At 55.1% G+C, this 13,490-nt stretch carries 16 protein-coding genes and 1 riboswitch; of the genes, 10 read left to right on the top strand and 6 right to left on the bottom strand.

Annotation, left to right across the window (positions count from 1 at the left end):
• Nucleotides 1–9: 9 nt before the first annotated feature.
• On the bottom strand, nucleotides 10–1,017 hold the full coding sequence (locus tag BN3277_RS22190; protein WP_059046472.1) for a permease: 1,008 nt from the start codon (nucleotides 1,015–1,017) through the stop codon (nucleotides 10–12).
• A gap of 227 nt (nucleotides 1,018–1,244) precedes the next feature.
• Between BN3277_RS22190 and BN3277_RS22185 the strand changes: the two genes are divergently transcribed.
• The 5 genes from BN3277_RS22185 (at nucleotide 1,245) to BN3277_RS22165 (ending at nucleotide 5,401) form a co-directional block, all read left to right on the top strand.
• Nucleotides 1,245–2,465 carry a GTP-binding protein gene (locus tag BN3277_RS22185; RefSeq protein ID WP_059046470.1) on the top strand — a complete coding sequence of 407 codons (1,221 nt, stop codon included), beginning with the start codon at nucleotides 1,245–1,247 and terminating at the stop codon, nucleotides 2,463–2,465.
• A gap of 25 nt (nucleotides 2,466–2,490) precedes the next feature.
• Nucleotides 2,491–2,640 (top strand): 50S ribosomal protein L33, encoded by a 150-nt coding sequence (gene rpmG, locus BN3277_RS22180; protein WP_059046469.1) that lies wholly within the window; start codon nucleotides 2,491–2,493, stop codon nucleotides 2,638–2,640.
• Nucleotides 2,641–2,726: 86 nt separating this feature from the next.
• On the top strand, nucleotides 2,727–3,434 hold the full coding sequence (locus tag BN3277_RS22175) for a metal ABC transporter ATP-binding protein (protein ID WP_059046467.1): 708 nt from the start codon (nucleotides 2,727–2,729) through the stop codon (nucleotides 3,432–3,434).
• Nucleotides 3,380–4,282, top strand: coding sequence for a metal ABC transporter permease (locus BN3277_RS22170; protein WP_059046465.1), 903 nt, complete (start codon nucleotides 3,380–3,382; stop codon nucleotides 4,280–4,282). Before BN3277_RS22175 ends, BN3277_RS22170 begins: the two co-directional genes overlap by 55 nt.
• Before the next feature lie 21 nt (nucleotides 4,283–4,303).
• Nucleotides 4,304–5,401, top strand: a complete 1,098-nt coding sequence (locus BN3277_RS22165) for a metal ABC transporter substrate-binding protein (RefSeq protein WP_059047404.1) — start codon at nucleotides 4,304–4,306, stop codon at nucleotides 5,399–5,401.
• A 55-nt stretch (nucleotides 5,402–5,456) separates the two neighbouring features.
• Here BN3277_RS22165 and speD read toward each other — a convergent pair whose 3' ends face one another.
• Both speD and BN3277_RS22155 read right to left on the bottom strand, forming a co-directional pair.
• Nucleotides 5,457–6,284: an adenosylmethionine decarboxylase gene (gene speD / locus BN3277_RS22160; RefSeq protein ID WP_059046463.1), complete on the bottom strand. Its 828-nt coding sequence runs from the start codon at nucleotides 6,282–6,284 to the stop codon at nucleotides 5,457–5,459.
• Between the two features lie 70 nt (nucleotides 6,285–6,354).
• A complete protein-coding gene (locus tag BN3277_RS22155; protein WP_059046461.1) occupies nucleotides 6,355–6,660 on the bottom strand; it encodes a DUF2087 domain-containing protein in 306 nt (101 codons plus the stop codon).
• Between the two features lie 193 nt (nucleotides 6,661–6,853).
• Nucleotides 6,854–7,036, top strand: a riboswitch (Lysine riboswitch).
• 115 nt (nucleotides 7,037–7,151) lie between these two features.
• Between BN3277_RS22155 and BN3277_RS22150 the strand changes: the two genes are divergently transcribed.
• The 3 genes from BN3277_RS22150 to BN3277_RS22140 all read left to right on the top strand — a co-directional run bounded on the left by BN3277_RS22150 (nucleotide 7,152) and on the right by BN3277_RS22140 (nucleotide 9,517).
• Nucleotides 7,152–7,970, top strand: coding sequence for a transporter substrate-binding domain-containing protein (locus BN3277_RS22150; protein WP_059046460.1), 819 nt, complete (start codon nucleotides 7,152–7,154; stop codon nucleotides 7,968–7,970).
• Nucleotides 7,971–8,041: 71 nt separating this feature from the next.
• A complete protein-coding gene (locus BN3277_RS22145) occupies nucleotides 8,042–8,755 on the top strand; it encodes an amino acid ABC transporter permease (protein ID WP_059046457.1) in 714 nt (237 codons plus the stop codon).
• 18 nt (nucleotides 8,756–8,773) lie between these two features.
• On the top strand, nucleotides 8,774–9,517 hold the full coding sequence (locus BN3277_RS22140) for an amino acid ABC transporter ATP-binding protein (RefSeq protein ID WP_059046456.1): 744 nt from the start codon (nucleotides 8,774–8,776) through the stop codon (nucleotides 9,515–9,517).
• Nucleotides 9,518–9,602: 85 nt separating this feature from the next.
• On the opposite strand, the gene BN3277_RS22135 is transcribed toward BN3277_RS22140, so the two are convergent.
• The gene (locus BN3277_RS22135; protein WP_059046454.1) at nucleotides 9,603–10,280 is read right to left on the bottom strand and encodes a LysM peptidoglycan-binding domain-containing protein; all 678 of its coding nucleotides are present in this window, start codon (nucleotides 10,278–10,280) and stop codon (nucleotides 9,603–9,605) included.
• Between the two features lie 184 nt (nucleotides 10,281–10,464).
• On the opposite strand from BN3277_RS22135, the gene BN3277_RS22130 reads away from it, so the two are divergent.
• Both BN3277_RS22130 and BN3277_RS22125 read left to right on the top strand, forming a co-directional pair.
• Nucleotides 10,465–11,616 (top strand): MFS transporter, encoded by a 1,152-nt coding sequence (locus BN3277_RS22130; protein ID WP_059046452.1) that lies wholly within the window; start codon nucleotides 10,465–10,467, stop codon nucleotides 11,614–11,616.
• 16 nt (nucleotides 11,617–11,632) lie between these two features.
• Nucleotides 11,633–12,199 (top strand): DUF1697 domain-containing protein, encoded by a 567-nt coding sequence (locus tag BN3277_RS22125; RefSeq protein ID WP_059046450.1) that lies wholly within the window; start codon nucleotides 11,633–11,635, stop codon nucleotides 12,197–12,199.
• 20 nt (nucleotides 12,200–12,219) lie between these two features.
• On the opposite strand, the gene BN3277_RS22120 is transcribed toward BN3277_RS22125, so the two are convergent.
• Nucleotides 12,220–12,750, bottom strand: coding sequence for a CDP-alcohol phosphatidyltransferase family protein (locus BN3277_RS22120; protein ID WP_059046448.1), 531 nt, complete (start codon nucleotides 12,748–12,750; stop codon nucleotides 12,220–12,222).
• A 1-nt stretch (nucleotide 12,751) separates the two neighbouring features.
• Complete coding sequence (locus BN3277_RS22115; protein ID WP_059046447.1) at nucleotides 12,752–13,435, bottom strand: uracil-DNA glycosylase; 684 nt, start codon at nucleotides 13,433–13,435, stop codon at nucleotides 12,752–12,754.
• Nucleotides 13,436–13,490: the final 55 nt, after the last annotated feature.

Genomic DNA, 13,490 nt, shown 5'->3' with positions numbered 1-13,490 from the left:
TGTCCCGGGTTACGGATTTAGCCAGAGCGTGCCGGTTAACGCCGCCCCCGTAAACACGAGCGTACAGATCAGGAAGGACAGGTACAGGACAAATTTTGTGCGGAACACGGACAGCAGCATCAGCAGGTTTTTGAAATCGAGCATCGGCCCGAAGACGAGAAAAGCAAGCAGCGAACCGCCGGAGAAAGTTGGCAAAAAAGCCGAGGCCACAAACGCGTCGGACGTCGAACACAGCGACAGAAGGAACGCGAAGCCCATCATAAACAAGTAGCTGGTGACGGAGCCGCCGCCGATGTCCGCAAGCTGTTCATGGGCAACAAACGATTGAATGCCTGCGGTCAGGATGCAGCCGATCAACAAGTATTTTCCCATTTCAAATACCTCGTCCGCAGCGTGAACGAACACGGCGGTCAGCTTGCTCCCGCCATGCGCAGGAGAGTGGGGCTCACCTCCCGTATCCGCGCTGGCGGAGAGGGCATGTTTCAAGGGAGGATCCTTCCAAGTCAGGTAAACGATCGTTCCGATTGCGGCTGCTACGGCAAAGGCCAGTCCCATCCGGGCGTACACCATTTCGGGATAGAGGCGAAAAGCCATGTAGGTAGCGCCAAACACGACCGGATTCAAGATCGGTCCGGACAAAATGAAAACGACGGCGATGTATACGGGCATCCCTTTCTGAATCATCCGGCGGATAAGCGGAATCATTCCGCATTCGCACACCGGGAAGATCAGGCCGAGCAGACAGGCGAACAAAATGCCCGGAACGGGATGCTTCGGCATGAAGCGGCGCAGCGTGTTCTCGGAGACGAACAGGTGCAGGAGCGAGGAGAGCAGCGCCCCGATCAGCACGAAGGGCAGAGCCTCCAGCAAGATGCCGAGAAAGCTGGTTTTGAACGTTTGCAGCTCGTCGAGCGGAACCTGCCGAATCAGGGACGGGTACATAACCGTCAGGCAGGCAAGCGCGAAAGCGGCCGGCACTAGAATCGGCAGCATTCGGGTGATGGCTTGTTTATTCATGGCGTACTCCTTTTGGACAAAGTCGGCATCCCGTGCAGTATCATATCTATTATTTTCCAAGACGATTCAGAACTGGGTTGATAGATTAGTTCATACGGCGGTATCAAGAGTTGACAAAGCCCAGGGAAGGACGATATAGTATGGATTATTAATCGTAATAATTACGAATAAGTCGAAAACCTGAAGGATGAGGTAATCGGCCTTGATTAGGAAGGGGACGAATCGAATTGAATGAACAACCAACGCGCCCGATTCCCGTGACGGTGCTGTGCGGATATTTGGGTTCGGGCAAAACAACGCTGCTCAACCATATCCTAAGCAATCGCCAAGGCTTGAAGGTGGCGGTAATCGTAAACGACATGAGCGAGATTAACATTGACGCGGAGTTGATTAGCGCTGGCGGGAGCCTGTCCCGGACGGAAGAGAAGCTGGTGGAGCTGTCGAACGGCTGCATCTGCTGTACGCTTCGTGATGATTTGCTGAGAGAGGTTCAGAAGCTGGCGGCGGAGGGGCGGTTTGATTACATCCTAATCGAGTCGACGGGCATCAGCGAACCGGTGCCGATCGCCCAAACCTTTACTTATGCGGACGAAGAGACGGGGATTGATTTGACGGGGATCGCCAAGCTGGACTGCCTGGTGACGGTGGTGGACGCTTACCGGTTCTGGCATGATTTCTCCTCCGGCGAAACGCTGCTGGAACGTGGACAACAGGCGGGAGAAGGGGATACCCGCGACGTCGTGGATCTGCTGATCGATCAAATCGAGACCTGCGACATCCTGATTTTGAACAAATGCGACCTGGTGGATGAGGAAGAGCTGAAGGAGCTGGAGGGGGTTCTGCGCAAGCTGCAGCCAACCGCCAAGCTGATCCGCTCAACCCTGGGGCGTGTGGAACCGCAGGAAATCCTGAACACGGGGTTGTTCGACTTCGAGCAAGCCAGCCAATCGGCCGGCTGGATTCAGGAGCTGCAGCAGGAGAGCCATACGCCGGAAACGGAGGAATACGGCATTGGTTCGTTTGTCTACCGGCGGAGACGACCGTTTTATCCGGAGCGGCTCGCGCAATTTATGAGCGAATGGCCGGAGGAAGTGGTGCGGGCCAAAGGGCTGGCTTGGATCGCCACGGAGGCGGATGTGGCGGCCAACTTGAGTCAGGCGGGACCGTCAATCCAATTTGGACCGGCCGGCTATTGGTTGGCCTCGCTGTCGGATGGGCAACGGGAGGAGATGTTTGCCGAGGAGCCTGAGCTGCGGCACAGATGGGACGAGACTTGGGGCGACCGGATCACCGAACTGGTGTTTATCGGCATCGGGATGGATCGCGCCGGGATCGAACAGGAGCTTGACGCCTGCCTGCTAAGCGACGAGGAAATGCAGATGGACTGGACGGCCTTCCCGAATCCGCTGCCATGGATTACGCCGGAAGAGTCGATTAACGCCGGATAAATATTTAGATCAAGGAGGGAAAAACATGCGAGTAGTGGTTACGTTGGCTTGCACGGAGTGCGGAGATCGCAACTATACGACAACAAAAAATAAAAAGACGCACCCCGAGCGGCTGGAGCTGCGGAAGTATTCGCCGCGGCTGCGCAAATATACAATCCATCGGGAGACGCGTTAAGAAGGGCTTACGAATTTAGGTACGGTAGAGGGCGATTTGTCGCTTTTGCTAATCGTAATAATTACGCTTTGAGAAGAAGGGGTACCATGATTTTATCCACGATGGAGAACGTCGTGTTTGGTTATGGGGACAAACCGGTTATCGACGGGGTGTCCCTCGAAATCGGCGTTGGCGAGTTCGTTGGTATCACCGGTCCGAACGGTGCGGCCAAGACAACGCTGCTGAAGCTGCTGCTGGGTCTGCTCAAGCCTTGGAGCGGGAGCGTGAGAATCAACGAAGCGGCGCGGGTTGATGGCCGGCTGAACGTGGGATATGTCCCGCAGCAGGTCGCTGCGTTTAACAGCGGGTTTCCCAGCCGGGTGCTGGAGCTGGTGAAGTCGGGGTGTTATCCCCGGTTGGGCTTGTTTCGGCGATTTGGTGCGGAGGAGCGTGAAATCGTCGAACGCAGCTTGAAGCAGGTAGGGATGTGGGAGCACCGCTACCGGAAGATTGGGGAGCTGTCAGGCGGACAGAAGCAGCGCATCTGCATTGCCCGGGCTTTAGCCGGACAGCCCCGGGTGCTGGTTCTGGATGAACCCACAACGGGGATGGACCGGCAAAGCCGCCAAGGATTTTACCGGCTGCTGCGGCACATGGCCGACCAGCACGGCCTAACGGTCATCATGGTGACCCACGGCCCGGAGGAGGCGGAGGCGTATCTGGACCGCCTGATTTCCCTGGAGCAAGAGGAAAGCGAGGAATGGCAATGTTTGACTACGCGTTCATGCAGCGTGCATTTTGGGCCGGCGCATTGATCGGAAGTATCGCCCCGGTTATCGGCGTTTATTTGATGCTGCGACGTCAGGCGCTAATGGCCGATACGTTGTCCCACGTCTCGCTCGCCGGTGTAGCGCTGGGGGCCGTGCTGGGCTGGAGCCCGGCGGTGGCCGGCTTCGTCGCCGCCATCCTTGGCGGGCTGCTGATTGAGCAGCTCCGCCGGAGCTACCGGGCCTACAGCGAAATGCCGGTCGCGATCGTCATGACGTCGGGGCTGGCGCTCGCCGTGGTGTTGATGAACTTGCGAAGCAGCTTGAGCCAAAGCTTCAGCGCGTACCTGTTCGGCTCAATCGTTGCGGTGAGCGACACGCAACTGGCGTTGATGGCCGGCGTTGCCCTGGTGGGCGCCGTGTATTTCACCGTGCTGCGCAGACCGCTGTACAGCTTGACCTTTGACGAAGAAACCGCTCGAATCAGCGGGATTTCGGTGAAGTGGCTGTCGTTCTCCTTCGCGGTGTTTACCGGAATGGCGGTAGCGGCGGCGATTCCGGTCGTTGGCGTACTGCTGGTGTCCTCGCTGATCGTGTTGCCGGCCTCGCTTGCGCTGCGGTTGGCCCGCGGGTTTGCCGCTGCGATCATGATCGCGGTGGCCGCTGGCTTAACGGGGATCTTCAGCGGGTTAACCGCTTCTTATTATCTGGATATGCCGCCCGGCGGGACGATCGCGTTGATCTTGCTGTTGTTTCTATTGACCGGTATCGCAGGGCAGAAGCTCCGGGGCCGGATGGCTCAAAGGAACGGTCGCCGCGTGAAGCGTGCGGCGCGGGACAAAGAAGATTTCATAACCTTGCCAACTAAAGACGGCGAGACATTATCGATGGAGTAAGGGAGAGAAACGAGGATGAAGATGGGATTTGCAAAACGGGGCGCCGCTGCGGTTGGCCTGAGCTTGGTGTTGTTGATCGCCGGTTGTGGCGGGGGCGGACAGCCCGAAGGGAATGCGGCCAAGTCGGCGAATGCCGCTGGGAATACGGCAAATAGCGGTGGAACGAATGATGGGGAACCAACCTTGCGGATTCAAACAAGCTTTTACCCGATTTACGAGTTTACGAAGCAGGTTGCCGGCGATTTGGCGACGGTCGAGCTGTTGGTTCCCGGCGGCATGGAGCCACATGACTGGGAACCAAGCCCCCAGGATATTCGGAAGCTGACCGAATCCGATCTGTTGATCGTAAACGGCGCCGGGATGGAAAGCTGGCTGGAACAGGTGGAGGCGTCTGCCGCGAACAGCAAGCCGGAGATCGTGGAGGCCAGCGAAGGGATTACGTTGATGGAGGGCGGAGAAGAAGAGGAACACGGGCATGAAGCGGAAGAGCATGCTGACGACGCTAATCATGCCAACGAGGAAGAGCATGCCGCGGATCATGAAGCCAACGCAGAAGAAGCCGCTCACGATCATGAACATAACCACGATCACGGCGGGCTGGACCCGCACGTTTGGTTGTCGCCGACGCTGGCAGTTCAAGAGGTGCGCAACATTGAAGCCGCATTGGCGAAGGCCGACCCGGAGCATGCCGACCAATACAAACAAAACGCCGACGCCTACGCGGCCAAGCTGGAGCAGCTGGATCAGGATTTCACCGAGGGATTGGCGAATGCCAAACGGAAGGACTTTATTACGCAGCACGCCGCATTTGGCTACCTGGCCCAAGAGTATGGGCTGATCCAAGTGCCGATCGCCGGGTTGTCCCCTGACCAGGAGCCGTCGGCGGCGCAGATGACGGAGATCGTGAAGTTCGCCGAGGAGCATCAGGTGAAGACCATCTTCTTCGAAACGCTGGTCTCCTCCAAAGTCGCCGAGACGATTGCCCGGGAAATCGGAGCGAAGACGGCGGTGCTGAACCCGATCGAAGGGTTGACGGCCGAAGACGAAGCGGCGGGCGAAGATTATTTGTCGCTGATGCGCCAAAACCTGGAAGCCTTGAAAGCCGCATTAAGCGAATAAAACAAAAGCAGCCCTAAGCCGTACCCGGCTCAGGGCTGTATTAATTTCGCCTAGCCTAGCTGTCCTCCAGCGATCCGGAGGCGATATTTTTGCCGTAGAAAATCTCATCCATTTCGGTGACGAGCATCGCCGTAATCTGTTTTTGCTCCTCTGGCGTAAGCTCGTCCTTCGTATACCCAAACAGATAGTTGTTCAGGTCAAACTGCTTCAGCTTGCATTTCGTATGGAAAATATGCTCCGGATACACATTGACGTCGATCATCTGATATTGCTCGATCACATCGTCGGGAATGTAGTTCTGGATGGAGCTGATATCGTGGTCGATGAACAGCTTGTGGCCGTTAATGTCCCGGGTGAATCCGCGAACGCGATAATCGATCGTCATAATGTCCGCCTCAAAGGAATGAATCAGATAATTCAGCGCCTTCAGTGGCGAAATCTCCCCGCAGGTGGATACATCGATGTCGGCCCGGAACGTGCTGATGCTCTCGTTGGGATCGTATTCGGGATACGTGTGGACGGTGATATGGCTTTTATCGAGCTGCATCACGACGGAGTCCGGCAGCGGACCCGGCGATTCGTCAAACGACTCGGTGGGCACCTCTACCACAGGCCCCTCGGAAATCAGCATGGTCACGCTGGCCCCTTGCGGAACGTAATCTTGGTTCGCGATATTCAAAATATGAGCGCCGATAATTTCGGAAACGGTGCTGAGGATTTTTGTCAGGCGGTCGGAATTGTACTGGTCGTCGATATAAGCGATATAGGCTTCGCGTTCCTCTTTGGTACGGGTGTAGCACACATCGTACATATTGAAGCTTAACGTTTTGGTCAGATTGTTGAACTCATGCAGCTGAATGCGCTGCTCCGGCGTCAACTTCATCAGGGAATCCCCCTTAGCATAGGTGTACCCTATTGGTTATTCCCTTTTCTTCTGGAAAAAAAACGTCCCGCTACTGCAGCTCATCCCATCTTGTCCACTGCTCCGGCGGGTTCAAGGTATAGATGTCCTGTTCCCTGTGCATGAACCGATGGATGATCCATTCGCGGCGGATGGTGGCGTAATCCTCGTCAAAGCGCTTAATATACGCGTTGATCTCGGCTTCCGCATAACTCCGTCCGGGCTCAAGGCCGGCGGCCAAATACTCCAGGACGATCAGCTTCTTCTTGAGCTGGGCGGGCAGGTGTTTTAGTGTGCCTTCTTTTGTGAAAAAATTACGCAGAACGTTCTCCGGTAAAGGCGTACGTGGGGTGGTCATAGGGGTACCTCCTTATCAACTGTAAATTAGTTTATCATCTAATTAGATAAATATTTAATTAGATGATATACGATGGCTCTCGGACTGTCAATCCGGGACTCCTTTCCTATCATTCCCACCCTATGTTAGTTTGACAGAATAGAGTTGATATTGTATCCTACAAACACAATTGAATCAGACCTCACGTTCTTCAGGGTGGGGTAGAGGCGCGATATTTAACAGTTTCCGGCGGAGCTTGAGCAGGTGAAGAGGCCGGGGAGAAGGAAATGTCGCCGAAGCGGGGTACAGGCTCACTGTACGCTGCTGGGTCTGCAGTTAAGAGCTGCAGGACTGTCTTGGTAGATGACCCGATCTATCAAGTTGCGCTATCTCGTCGAGGGGACTGTGGGTGTCGGAACGGAAATGAACCCAACAAACGGCCTCGGAGTATACCCGAAGCCGTTTTTTTGTTTCTGTTATTCATCTATTAATCTGTATGGAGAGTGAAGAAAATGAGAAAAACCTGGTCCTTATCTATCTTGATGCTGCTGTCGGCGATGCTTGTTCTGGCGGGCTGCAGTTCCGGCAGCAAAGACGAAACTACGTTTAAAGTGGGTCTCGAGGCGGGGTACGCCCCGTTTAACTGGACGCAAAGCGGGGAAGCGAACGGTGGGGTTCCGATTGACGGCAGCGCCGAATTCGCAGGTGGCTACGACGTGGAGATCGCCAAGAAAATCGCCGACGGCCTTGGCAAGAAGCTGGTGATCGTGAAGACCGAATGGGATGGTCTGGTTCCGGCGCTGACGTCCGGCAAGATCGACGCTATCATCGCGGGCATGTCCCCAACGGAAGAGCGCAAGAAGACGATCGATTTCTCGGACAACTACTATAAATCGAACCTCGTGATGGTGGTGAAGAAAGGAAGCTCTTATGAAGGAGCTACCTCGATCCAGGATTTCAGCGGCGCTAAAATTACGGCCCAGCTGAATACGTTCCATTACTCGGTCATCGACCAAATTAACGGCGTGAATAAGCAACCGGCCATGGACAACTTCCCGGCGATGCGCGTGGCCTTAGAATCGGGTGCAATCGACGGTTATGTCTCGGAGCTGCCGGAAGGCATCAGCGCCGCAACGGCCAACGAGAATTTCGCTTACGTCGAATTCACGGAAGGCTTCACCACTTCGGACGACGACACCGCCATTGCGGTTGGCTTGGAGAAAGGCAGTGAGCTGACGGAGAAAATCAATGAGATTCTGGCGGGCATCTCGGAAGAAGAGCGACTTACGATCATGAACGACGCCATCAAGAACCAACCTGCAGCGAATTAATTGAATGCATCTGTCGGAAGCCGGCTGCAGCGGGACTGCAGTCGGTTTTATGCGGTGCGGGAGGAAAACAAATGACTTACGAGTGGATTATCCAAATTATCACCGATAACTGGCCAATGTTCCTGCGCGGGGCGGCGGTCACCTTATATATCTCGCTGATCGGCACGATTATCGGCGCGGTCATCGGTCTGCTGGCCGGCGTCGTCCGCACGATTCCGCTGCCGGAACGCGGGATGAAGCGTTGGCTGCTCAAGATCGTTAACGGTCTGTTGACCGTGTACATCGAATGCTTCCGCGGCACGCCGATGATCGTTCAGGCGATGGCGATTTTTTACGGATCGTCCCTGCTGTTCAACTACGATATGGACCGGACGTTTGCGGCGATATTCATCGTCTCTATCAATACGGGAGCTTATATGGCTGAGATCGTGCGCGGCGGCGTTTATTCGGTGGACAAAGGGCAATTCGAGGCAGCTCATGCGATCGGGATGACCCATTGGCAAACGATGCGCAACGTCGTGTTGCCGCAGGTGATCCGCCATATTTTGCCGGCGACGGGCAATCAATTTATTATCAACATCAAGGATACCTCGGTCCTGAACGTCATTTCCGTATCGGAGCTGTACTTTATGACCAAGTCGATCGCCGGGAACAACTTCCGGTATTTCGAATCATTCTTTGTGGCCAGCGTGCTGTATCTGGTCATGACGTTGACCGTAACGAAGATTTTACAGCGTATCGAGAAAAGGCTGGACGGCCCGGAAAGCTATACGCTGCAGCGCTAGCAGAAAGCAGGAGTGAGGATGGAAAAGGTAATCGAAATTCGGCATTTAAGCAAATTTTTCGGAACGCATGAGGTGCTGAAGGATATCAACCTGTCGGTTAGCAAAGGGGAAGTTGTCAGCATCATCGGCTCCTCCGGCTCCGGCAAGTCGACGCTGCTCCGGTGCATCAATCTGCTGGAGAAGCCCAGCGGCGGGGAGATTATTTACAACGGTAACAACATCCTGGGGGATACGCATAAGGTATCGTTGTACCGTCGGCATTTGGGGATGGTGTTTCAGCAGTTTAACCTGTTCAACAATCATGACGCGCTAAACAACTGTGTCGTGGGACAAGTCAAGGTGCTGAAGCGCTCCAAGGAAGAGGCGACCGAGATCGCGATGAAATATTTGCGGGACGTCGGGATGGAACAATATATTCATGCCAAACCCAAGCAGCTCTCTGGCGGACAAAAGCAACGGGTGGCCATCGCCCGCGCCCTATCCATGGATCCGGATGTGCTGCTGTTCGACGAGCCCACCTCGGCGTTGGATCCCGAGATGGTGGGCGAGGTGTTGAAGGTTATGAAGGAGCTGGCCTACTCCGGACTGACGATGATCGTGGTCACCCATGAGATGGAGTTTGCCCGGGAGGTATCGGACCGGGTCGTGTTTATGGACCAGGGCGTCATTGCCGAAGAAGGGTCGCCGGAGCAGATCTTTAATGAACCGAAACAGGAGCGGACGAAAGAGTTTCTGAAGCGGACGTTAAACCGGGAAGGGTAACACAAGTGCAATGATGATGCCGGCGGAACCTGGATGTACATCCGGGCTCCGCCGGTTTTTTTGTCTCCATTCGTGCTGTCATCGATCAGGACTGCGGCGTTTGCTCCCTATAATTGAAGGAATGCCATACTCCAAAGTTATCCTTGACATTGATCGTGCGTCGGCCTCCCATGGAAGCATCCACATAGTACGGGTAACGCCGACTGGCGGTAAAATGACCGCGGAATGCGCCGGCAAACGTCATCGGCACCACTTCGAACCGGATTTCTCGAGGGGTCACGCTTAGGACGCGGGTCGTCTGCGTCGAGTTGCCGTAGTTGCTTTCATGCGTTTGCTGTACGCTGTTATCCGCTTTTAGCATGTTGATGTCGCTTTGCATCGCGGTGATCGTCTCCCGCAAGCCGGCCACGTCGGGAGCGCCGCCGAACTGCGGAATGCAAAGCCGCTGTCCCACCCGCAGCGAGTTCGGATCGATCCCCGGGTTCGCTTCCAGGATGCTGGCGACGCTGACGCCGTAATCCTGCGCGATCTGATACAGCGTATCTCCGCGCTCGATGATGCGGGAGACATGGTTTGGGGGACAGGAGGGGATACAGAGGACCTGGCCGATCTGCAGGTTGTTCGGGTCGAGGCCCGGGTTGGCTGCGAAGATTCGCATGATGCTCGATTCCAGTCGAAAAGCGATCAGGTTTAGCGTGTCTCCCGGCTGAACCGTGTAAGGATAGTGCTCAGCGGGGCACTGCCGATAATCATAGTTAAACAATGGAACGTTCCCCTTTCGTTTAGGCGGTTTTCCTATACCGTATGCGTTAACGAGGCGTCGGTTACCGGAATCTCCGCTTGGGGGCGGACCTAGGTTTAAGCCATTCGCTTGGTGTATAGTAAATAGAGCGGCTGCTTTACGATCCATGCGGCTTCTCGGTACAGAAAGGAACGGAGAAAGATCCATGTTCAAACTACGTGTGTTTAATTTTAGTTATTTTTCGCTTTTTGCCATCTTTCTGTCCTTCCTCCCGGTATACCTCTCCAACCTCGGACTGCCTGAGACGGAAATCGGGCTAATGATCGGGACAGGCGGTTTCATCGGGTTGTTCTCCCAACCGTTTTGGGGCGTGGTCAGCGACCGGCGAAAATCAATCACCCGGATCCTCCTGCTTACACTAGCGGTCTCAACCGTGATCGGATTCGTATTGTTTCGGGCGGCCTCTCCCTGGGCTTTGGTTCTATTGGTTGGGTTGATGTATTTCTTCTTTATGCCGACCGACTCGCTGGTGGAGAGCTTGAACTTTCAATCGGCGGTAAGGCGGAAAGTAAACTACGGTTCGATCAAAATGTTCGGGGCGCTGGGGTACGCAACCGCCTCGTTTGCCATCGGGTATTTGACGGATTGGACGGGCCCCGCCGGCTTTGCCTGGGTATTTCTCGGGTACGGCATCGCAACCTGGCTGATCGGATTTGCGCAGGAGGATGTGGAGGCGAGCGCCAAACCGTTGAAGTTGGCTGAGCTTAAAGCGTTTCTGGGGCAGAAATCAACGGTATCCTTCCTGCTGTTGATTTTCCTATTAGCACTGCCGCACCGCACCAACGACACCTATATCGGCATCTATATCCGGGAGATGGGCGGGAGCTTCTCGATGGTGGGAACAACTTGGTTTGTCATGACGATGGTGGAGTTTCTATGTTTCGCCGTGGTGCATCGGTTTTTGAAGCGGGGGAACGAGCTGAAGCTGATCGCTTGGGCCGGCGTGTTCTACGTACTGCGCTTCGGGTTAACCGCCGTTGCGGATCAAGCGGGGATGATCGTCGTGCTGCAGTTGCTTCAAGGGGTGACCTTTGTGTTTTTCTATAGCGCGGCGATGCAGCATTTGTATGCGATCGTGCCGGAGGCCTGGCGCGCTACCGGGCAAACGATTCTGGCCATTGTGTTTTTCGGGGTCTCGGGGATTGTGGCCTCGTTTGCCGGCGGTTTGATTTTCGAGCATTGGGGCGGCCGTGTCCTGTACGGGATCATGACCGGGCTGTCGCTGATCGGTTGCTTGTATAGCGTCAGGTTGATGAGACGGAAGCGACGCGGGGACACGGTGACGGCAAATTCATAAATAGGAGGCGATGGGGATGACCATCCGAATCGCGCTGCTGCGAGGCATTAACGTCGGCGGTAAAAATAAGATTAAAATGGCGGAGCTCAAACGAGCGTTGACCGAGCAGGGGTTTAAGGAGGTTCAAACGTATATCCAAAGCGGCAATATCCTGTTTGCTTCGGAAGAGGAGGAAGGAATGCTGGGCTTGCGGATGGAGGAGGTGATCCGCCGCGAATTTCACCTGGACATCCCGGTGGTACTGCGCACGGCGGCAGAGCTGCAGGCGACGGCGAAGAACTGCCCGTTTACCGCAGAAGAAATCGCTGCGGCGGAAGCGTCATCAACAGGAGAATGCCTGTATGTGGCTTTCTTACGGAGGGAGCCCACCGCCGAAGCGCTGGAGCGCTTTGCGGCCTATGCAAACGATAAAGAGTTGTTTCGCGTCTCGGGCAGGGAGGTCTACTTACTGTTTACGGAGAGCGTCCGAAATTCCAAGCTGACGGCAAACCTGCAGAGATTAGACGCTTATGCCACGGTGCGGAACTGGAACACGGTAAACAAGCTGATTTCGCTAGCAGTTGAAATGGAATCGACGAAATAACTCTTGATCCGTGCCACCGCTTATAGCCAGCTTCTTCGATTCAGGTCAAGCTCCTTCGAAGTCAGGTGAATCAGTAGCTCTTCGGCAGCGCTCGCCGCTGAGACGATACACACCCCGATAAGCACCCACGGATGGTTACCCGCCACAAACATGATCCAGGGGGTGACAAAAACGAGTAACCCGGTGATTTTGTTCCCCCAGGTATGAATCATGGCTAACATGCGAAATTTGCAGGCCGCATAAACCGCAGATGCCAAGCGAATGGCGATGGCTCCGGCCAGAAACGGCCAGATGATCCTCATCTCCTCGCCTGCCCATCGGGCCATCGCGAGGGTCACTACCCCAAACATCAACAGGTCGGCTACGGAATCCAGCTTGGCCCCTGTCACGCTAACGGTATTCGTTCGGCGAGCAATGCTTCCGTCCAGCACATCGGTAATCCCCGCTATGGTATAGATGAAGATAAATAGAGCAGGCTGGTTCAGGGTGAATAATAAGATGCAGGACAAGACCATGCGGCTTAGGGTCAGGCCATTGGCTAAATGCTTCATTTTAACTCTTCGCTAGATCGGGAATTTGCCAATCGATTTCCGCTAGTCCTTTGGAGCGCAAAAATTGATTGGCGCGCGAAAACGGCTTGCTGCCTAGGAATCCCCGATGGGCTGACAATGGGCTGGGGTGAGGCGACTTGATCAAATGATGTTCGCGGTTGGTGATCAGGGCCGCTTTTTTCTGGGCATGGCTGCCCCATAACAGGAACACAACCGGTTCCCGCTTCTCGTTTAACGTCTCAATCACCTTGTCGGTGAACGATTCCCAGCCCTTGTCCTTATGGGAATTGGGAGTATCGGCCTGCACGGTAAGCACGGTGTTGAGCAGCAGCACGCCTTGCTTCGCCCACGGAACCAAATAGCCGTTGTTGGGGATGCGGCAACCCAGGTCGTCCCGCAGTTCCTTAAACATGTTCTGCAGGGAAGGCGGGGCTTTGACGCCCGGTTTGACGGAGAAACTCAGGCCATGCGCCTGTCCCGGGCCGTGGTAAGGATCCTGGCCGAGAATTACCACTTTGGTGTCGGCGAAGGAGGTATAATGCAGCGCGTTGAAAATGTCATACATATCGGGATAAATCGTTTGGGTGCGATATTCGTTCGCCATGAACTGGCGCAACTGCAAATAGTACGGTTTCTCGAATTCGGGCTCCAGATACGGGGCCCAATCATTTTTAAGGATCGTCAAGTGAAAGTCACCTCGGAGTTCTAGTCTACTGGAATAGGGTTCGACATCGGCGGGC

The sequence above is a fragment of the Paenibacillus rubinfantis genome (assembly GCF_001486505.1).
In the GTDB taxonomy this organism is placed as follows: domain Bacteria; phylum Bacillota; class Bacilli; order Paenibacillales; family Paenibacillaceae; genus Fontibacillus; species Fontibacillus rubinfantis.
This window is presented reverse-complemented; position numbering and strand designations above follow the sequence as displayed.

What these genes read in the sequence shown, in the direction of transcription:
- BN3277_RS22190 (WP_059046472.1), bottom strand. Translation starts at nt 1,017, where the DNA reads ATGAATAAACAAGCCATCACCCGAATGCTGCCGATTCTAGTGCCGGCC.
- rpmG (WP_059046469.1), top strand. Translation starts at nt 2,491, where the DNA reads ATGCGAGTAGTGGTTACGTTGGCTTGCACGGAGTGCGGAGATCGCAAC.
- BN3277_RS22175 (WP_059046467.1), top strand. Translation starts at nt 2,727, where the DNA reads ATGATTTTATCCACGATGGAGAACGTCGTGTTTGGTTATGGGGACAAA.
- BN3277_RS22170 (WP_059046465.1), top strand. Translation starts at nt 3,380, where the DNA reads ATGGCAATGTTTGACTACGCGTTCATGCAGCGTGCATTTTGGGCCGGC.
- BN3277_RS22165 (WP_059047404.1), top strand. Translation starts at nt 4,304, where the DNA reads ATGGGATTTGCAAAACGGGGCGCCGCTGCGGTTGGCCTGAGCTTGGTG.
- speD (WP_059046463.1), bottom strand. Translation starts at nt 6,284, where the DNA reads ATGAAGTTGACGCCGGAGCAGCGCATTCAGCTGCATGAGTTCAACAAT.
- BN3277_RS22155 (WP_059046461.1), bottom strand. Translation starts at nt 6,660, where the DNA reads ATGACCACCCCACGTACGCCTTTACCGGAGAACGTTCTGCGTAATTTT.
- BN3277_RS22150 (WP_059046460.1), top strand. Translation starts at nt 7,152, where the DNA reads ATGAGAAAAACCTGGTCCTTATCTATCTTGATGCTGCTGTCGGCGATG.
- BN3277_RS22145 (WP_059046457.1), top strand. Translation starts at nt 8,042, where the DNA reads ATGACTTACGAGTGGATTATCCAAATTATCACCGATAACTGGCCAATG.
- BN3277_RS22140 (WP_059046456.1), top strand. Translation starts at nt 8,774, where the DNA reads ATGGAAAAGGTAATCGAAATTCGGCATTTAAGCAAATTTTTCGGAACG.
- BN3277_RS22130 (WP_059046452.1), top strand. Translation starts at nt 10,465, where the DNA reads ATGTTCAAACTACGTGTGTTTAATTTTAGTTATTTTTCGCTTTTTGCC.
- BN3277_RS22125 (WP_059046450.1), top strand. Translation starts at nt 11,633, where the DNA reads ATGACCATCCGAATCGCGCTGCTGCGAGGCATTAACGTCGGCGGTAAA.
- BN3277_RS22120 (WP_059046448.1), bottom strand. Translation starts at nt 12,750, where the DNA reads ATGAAGCATTTAGCCAATGGCCTGACCCTAAGCCGCATGGTCTTGTCC.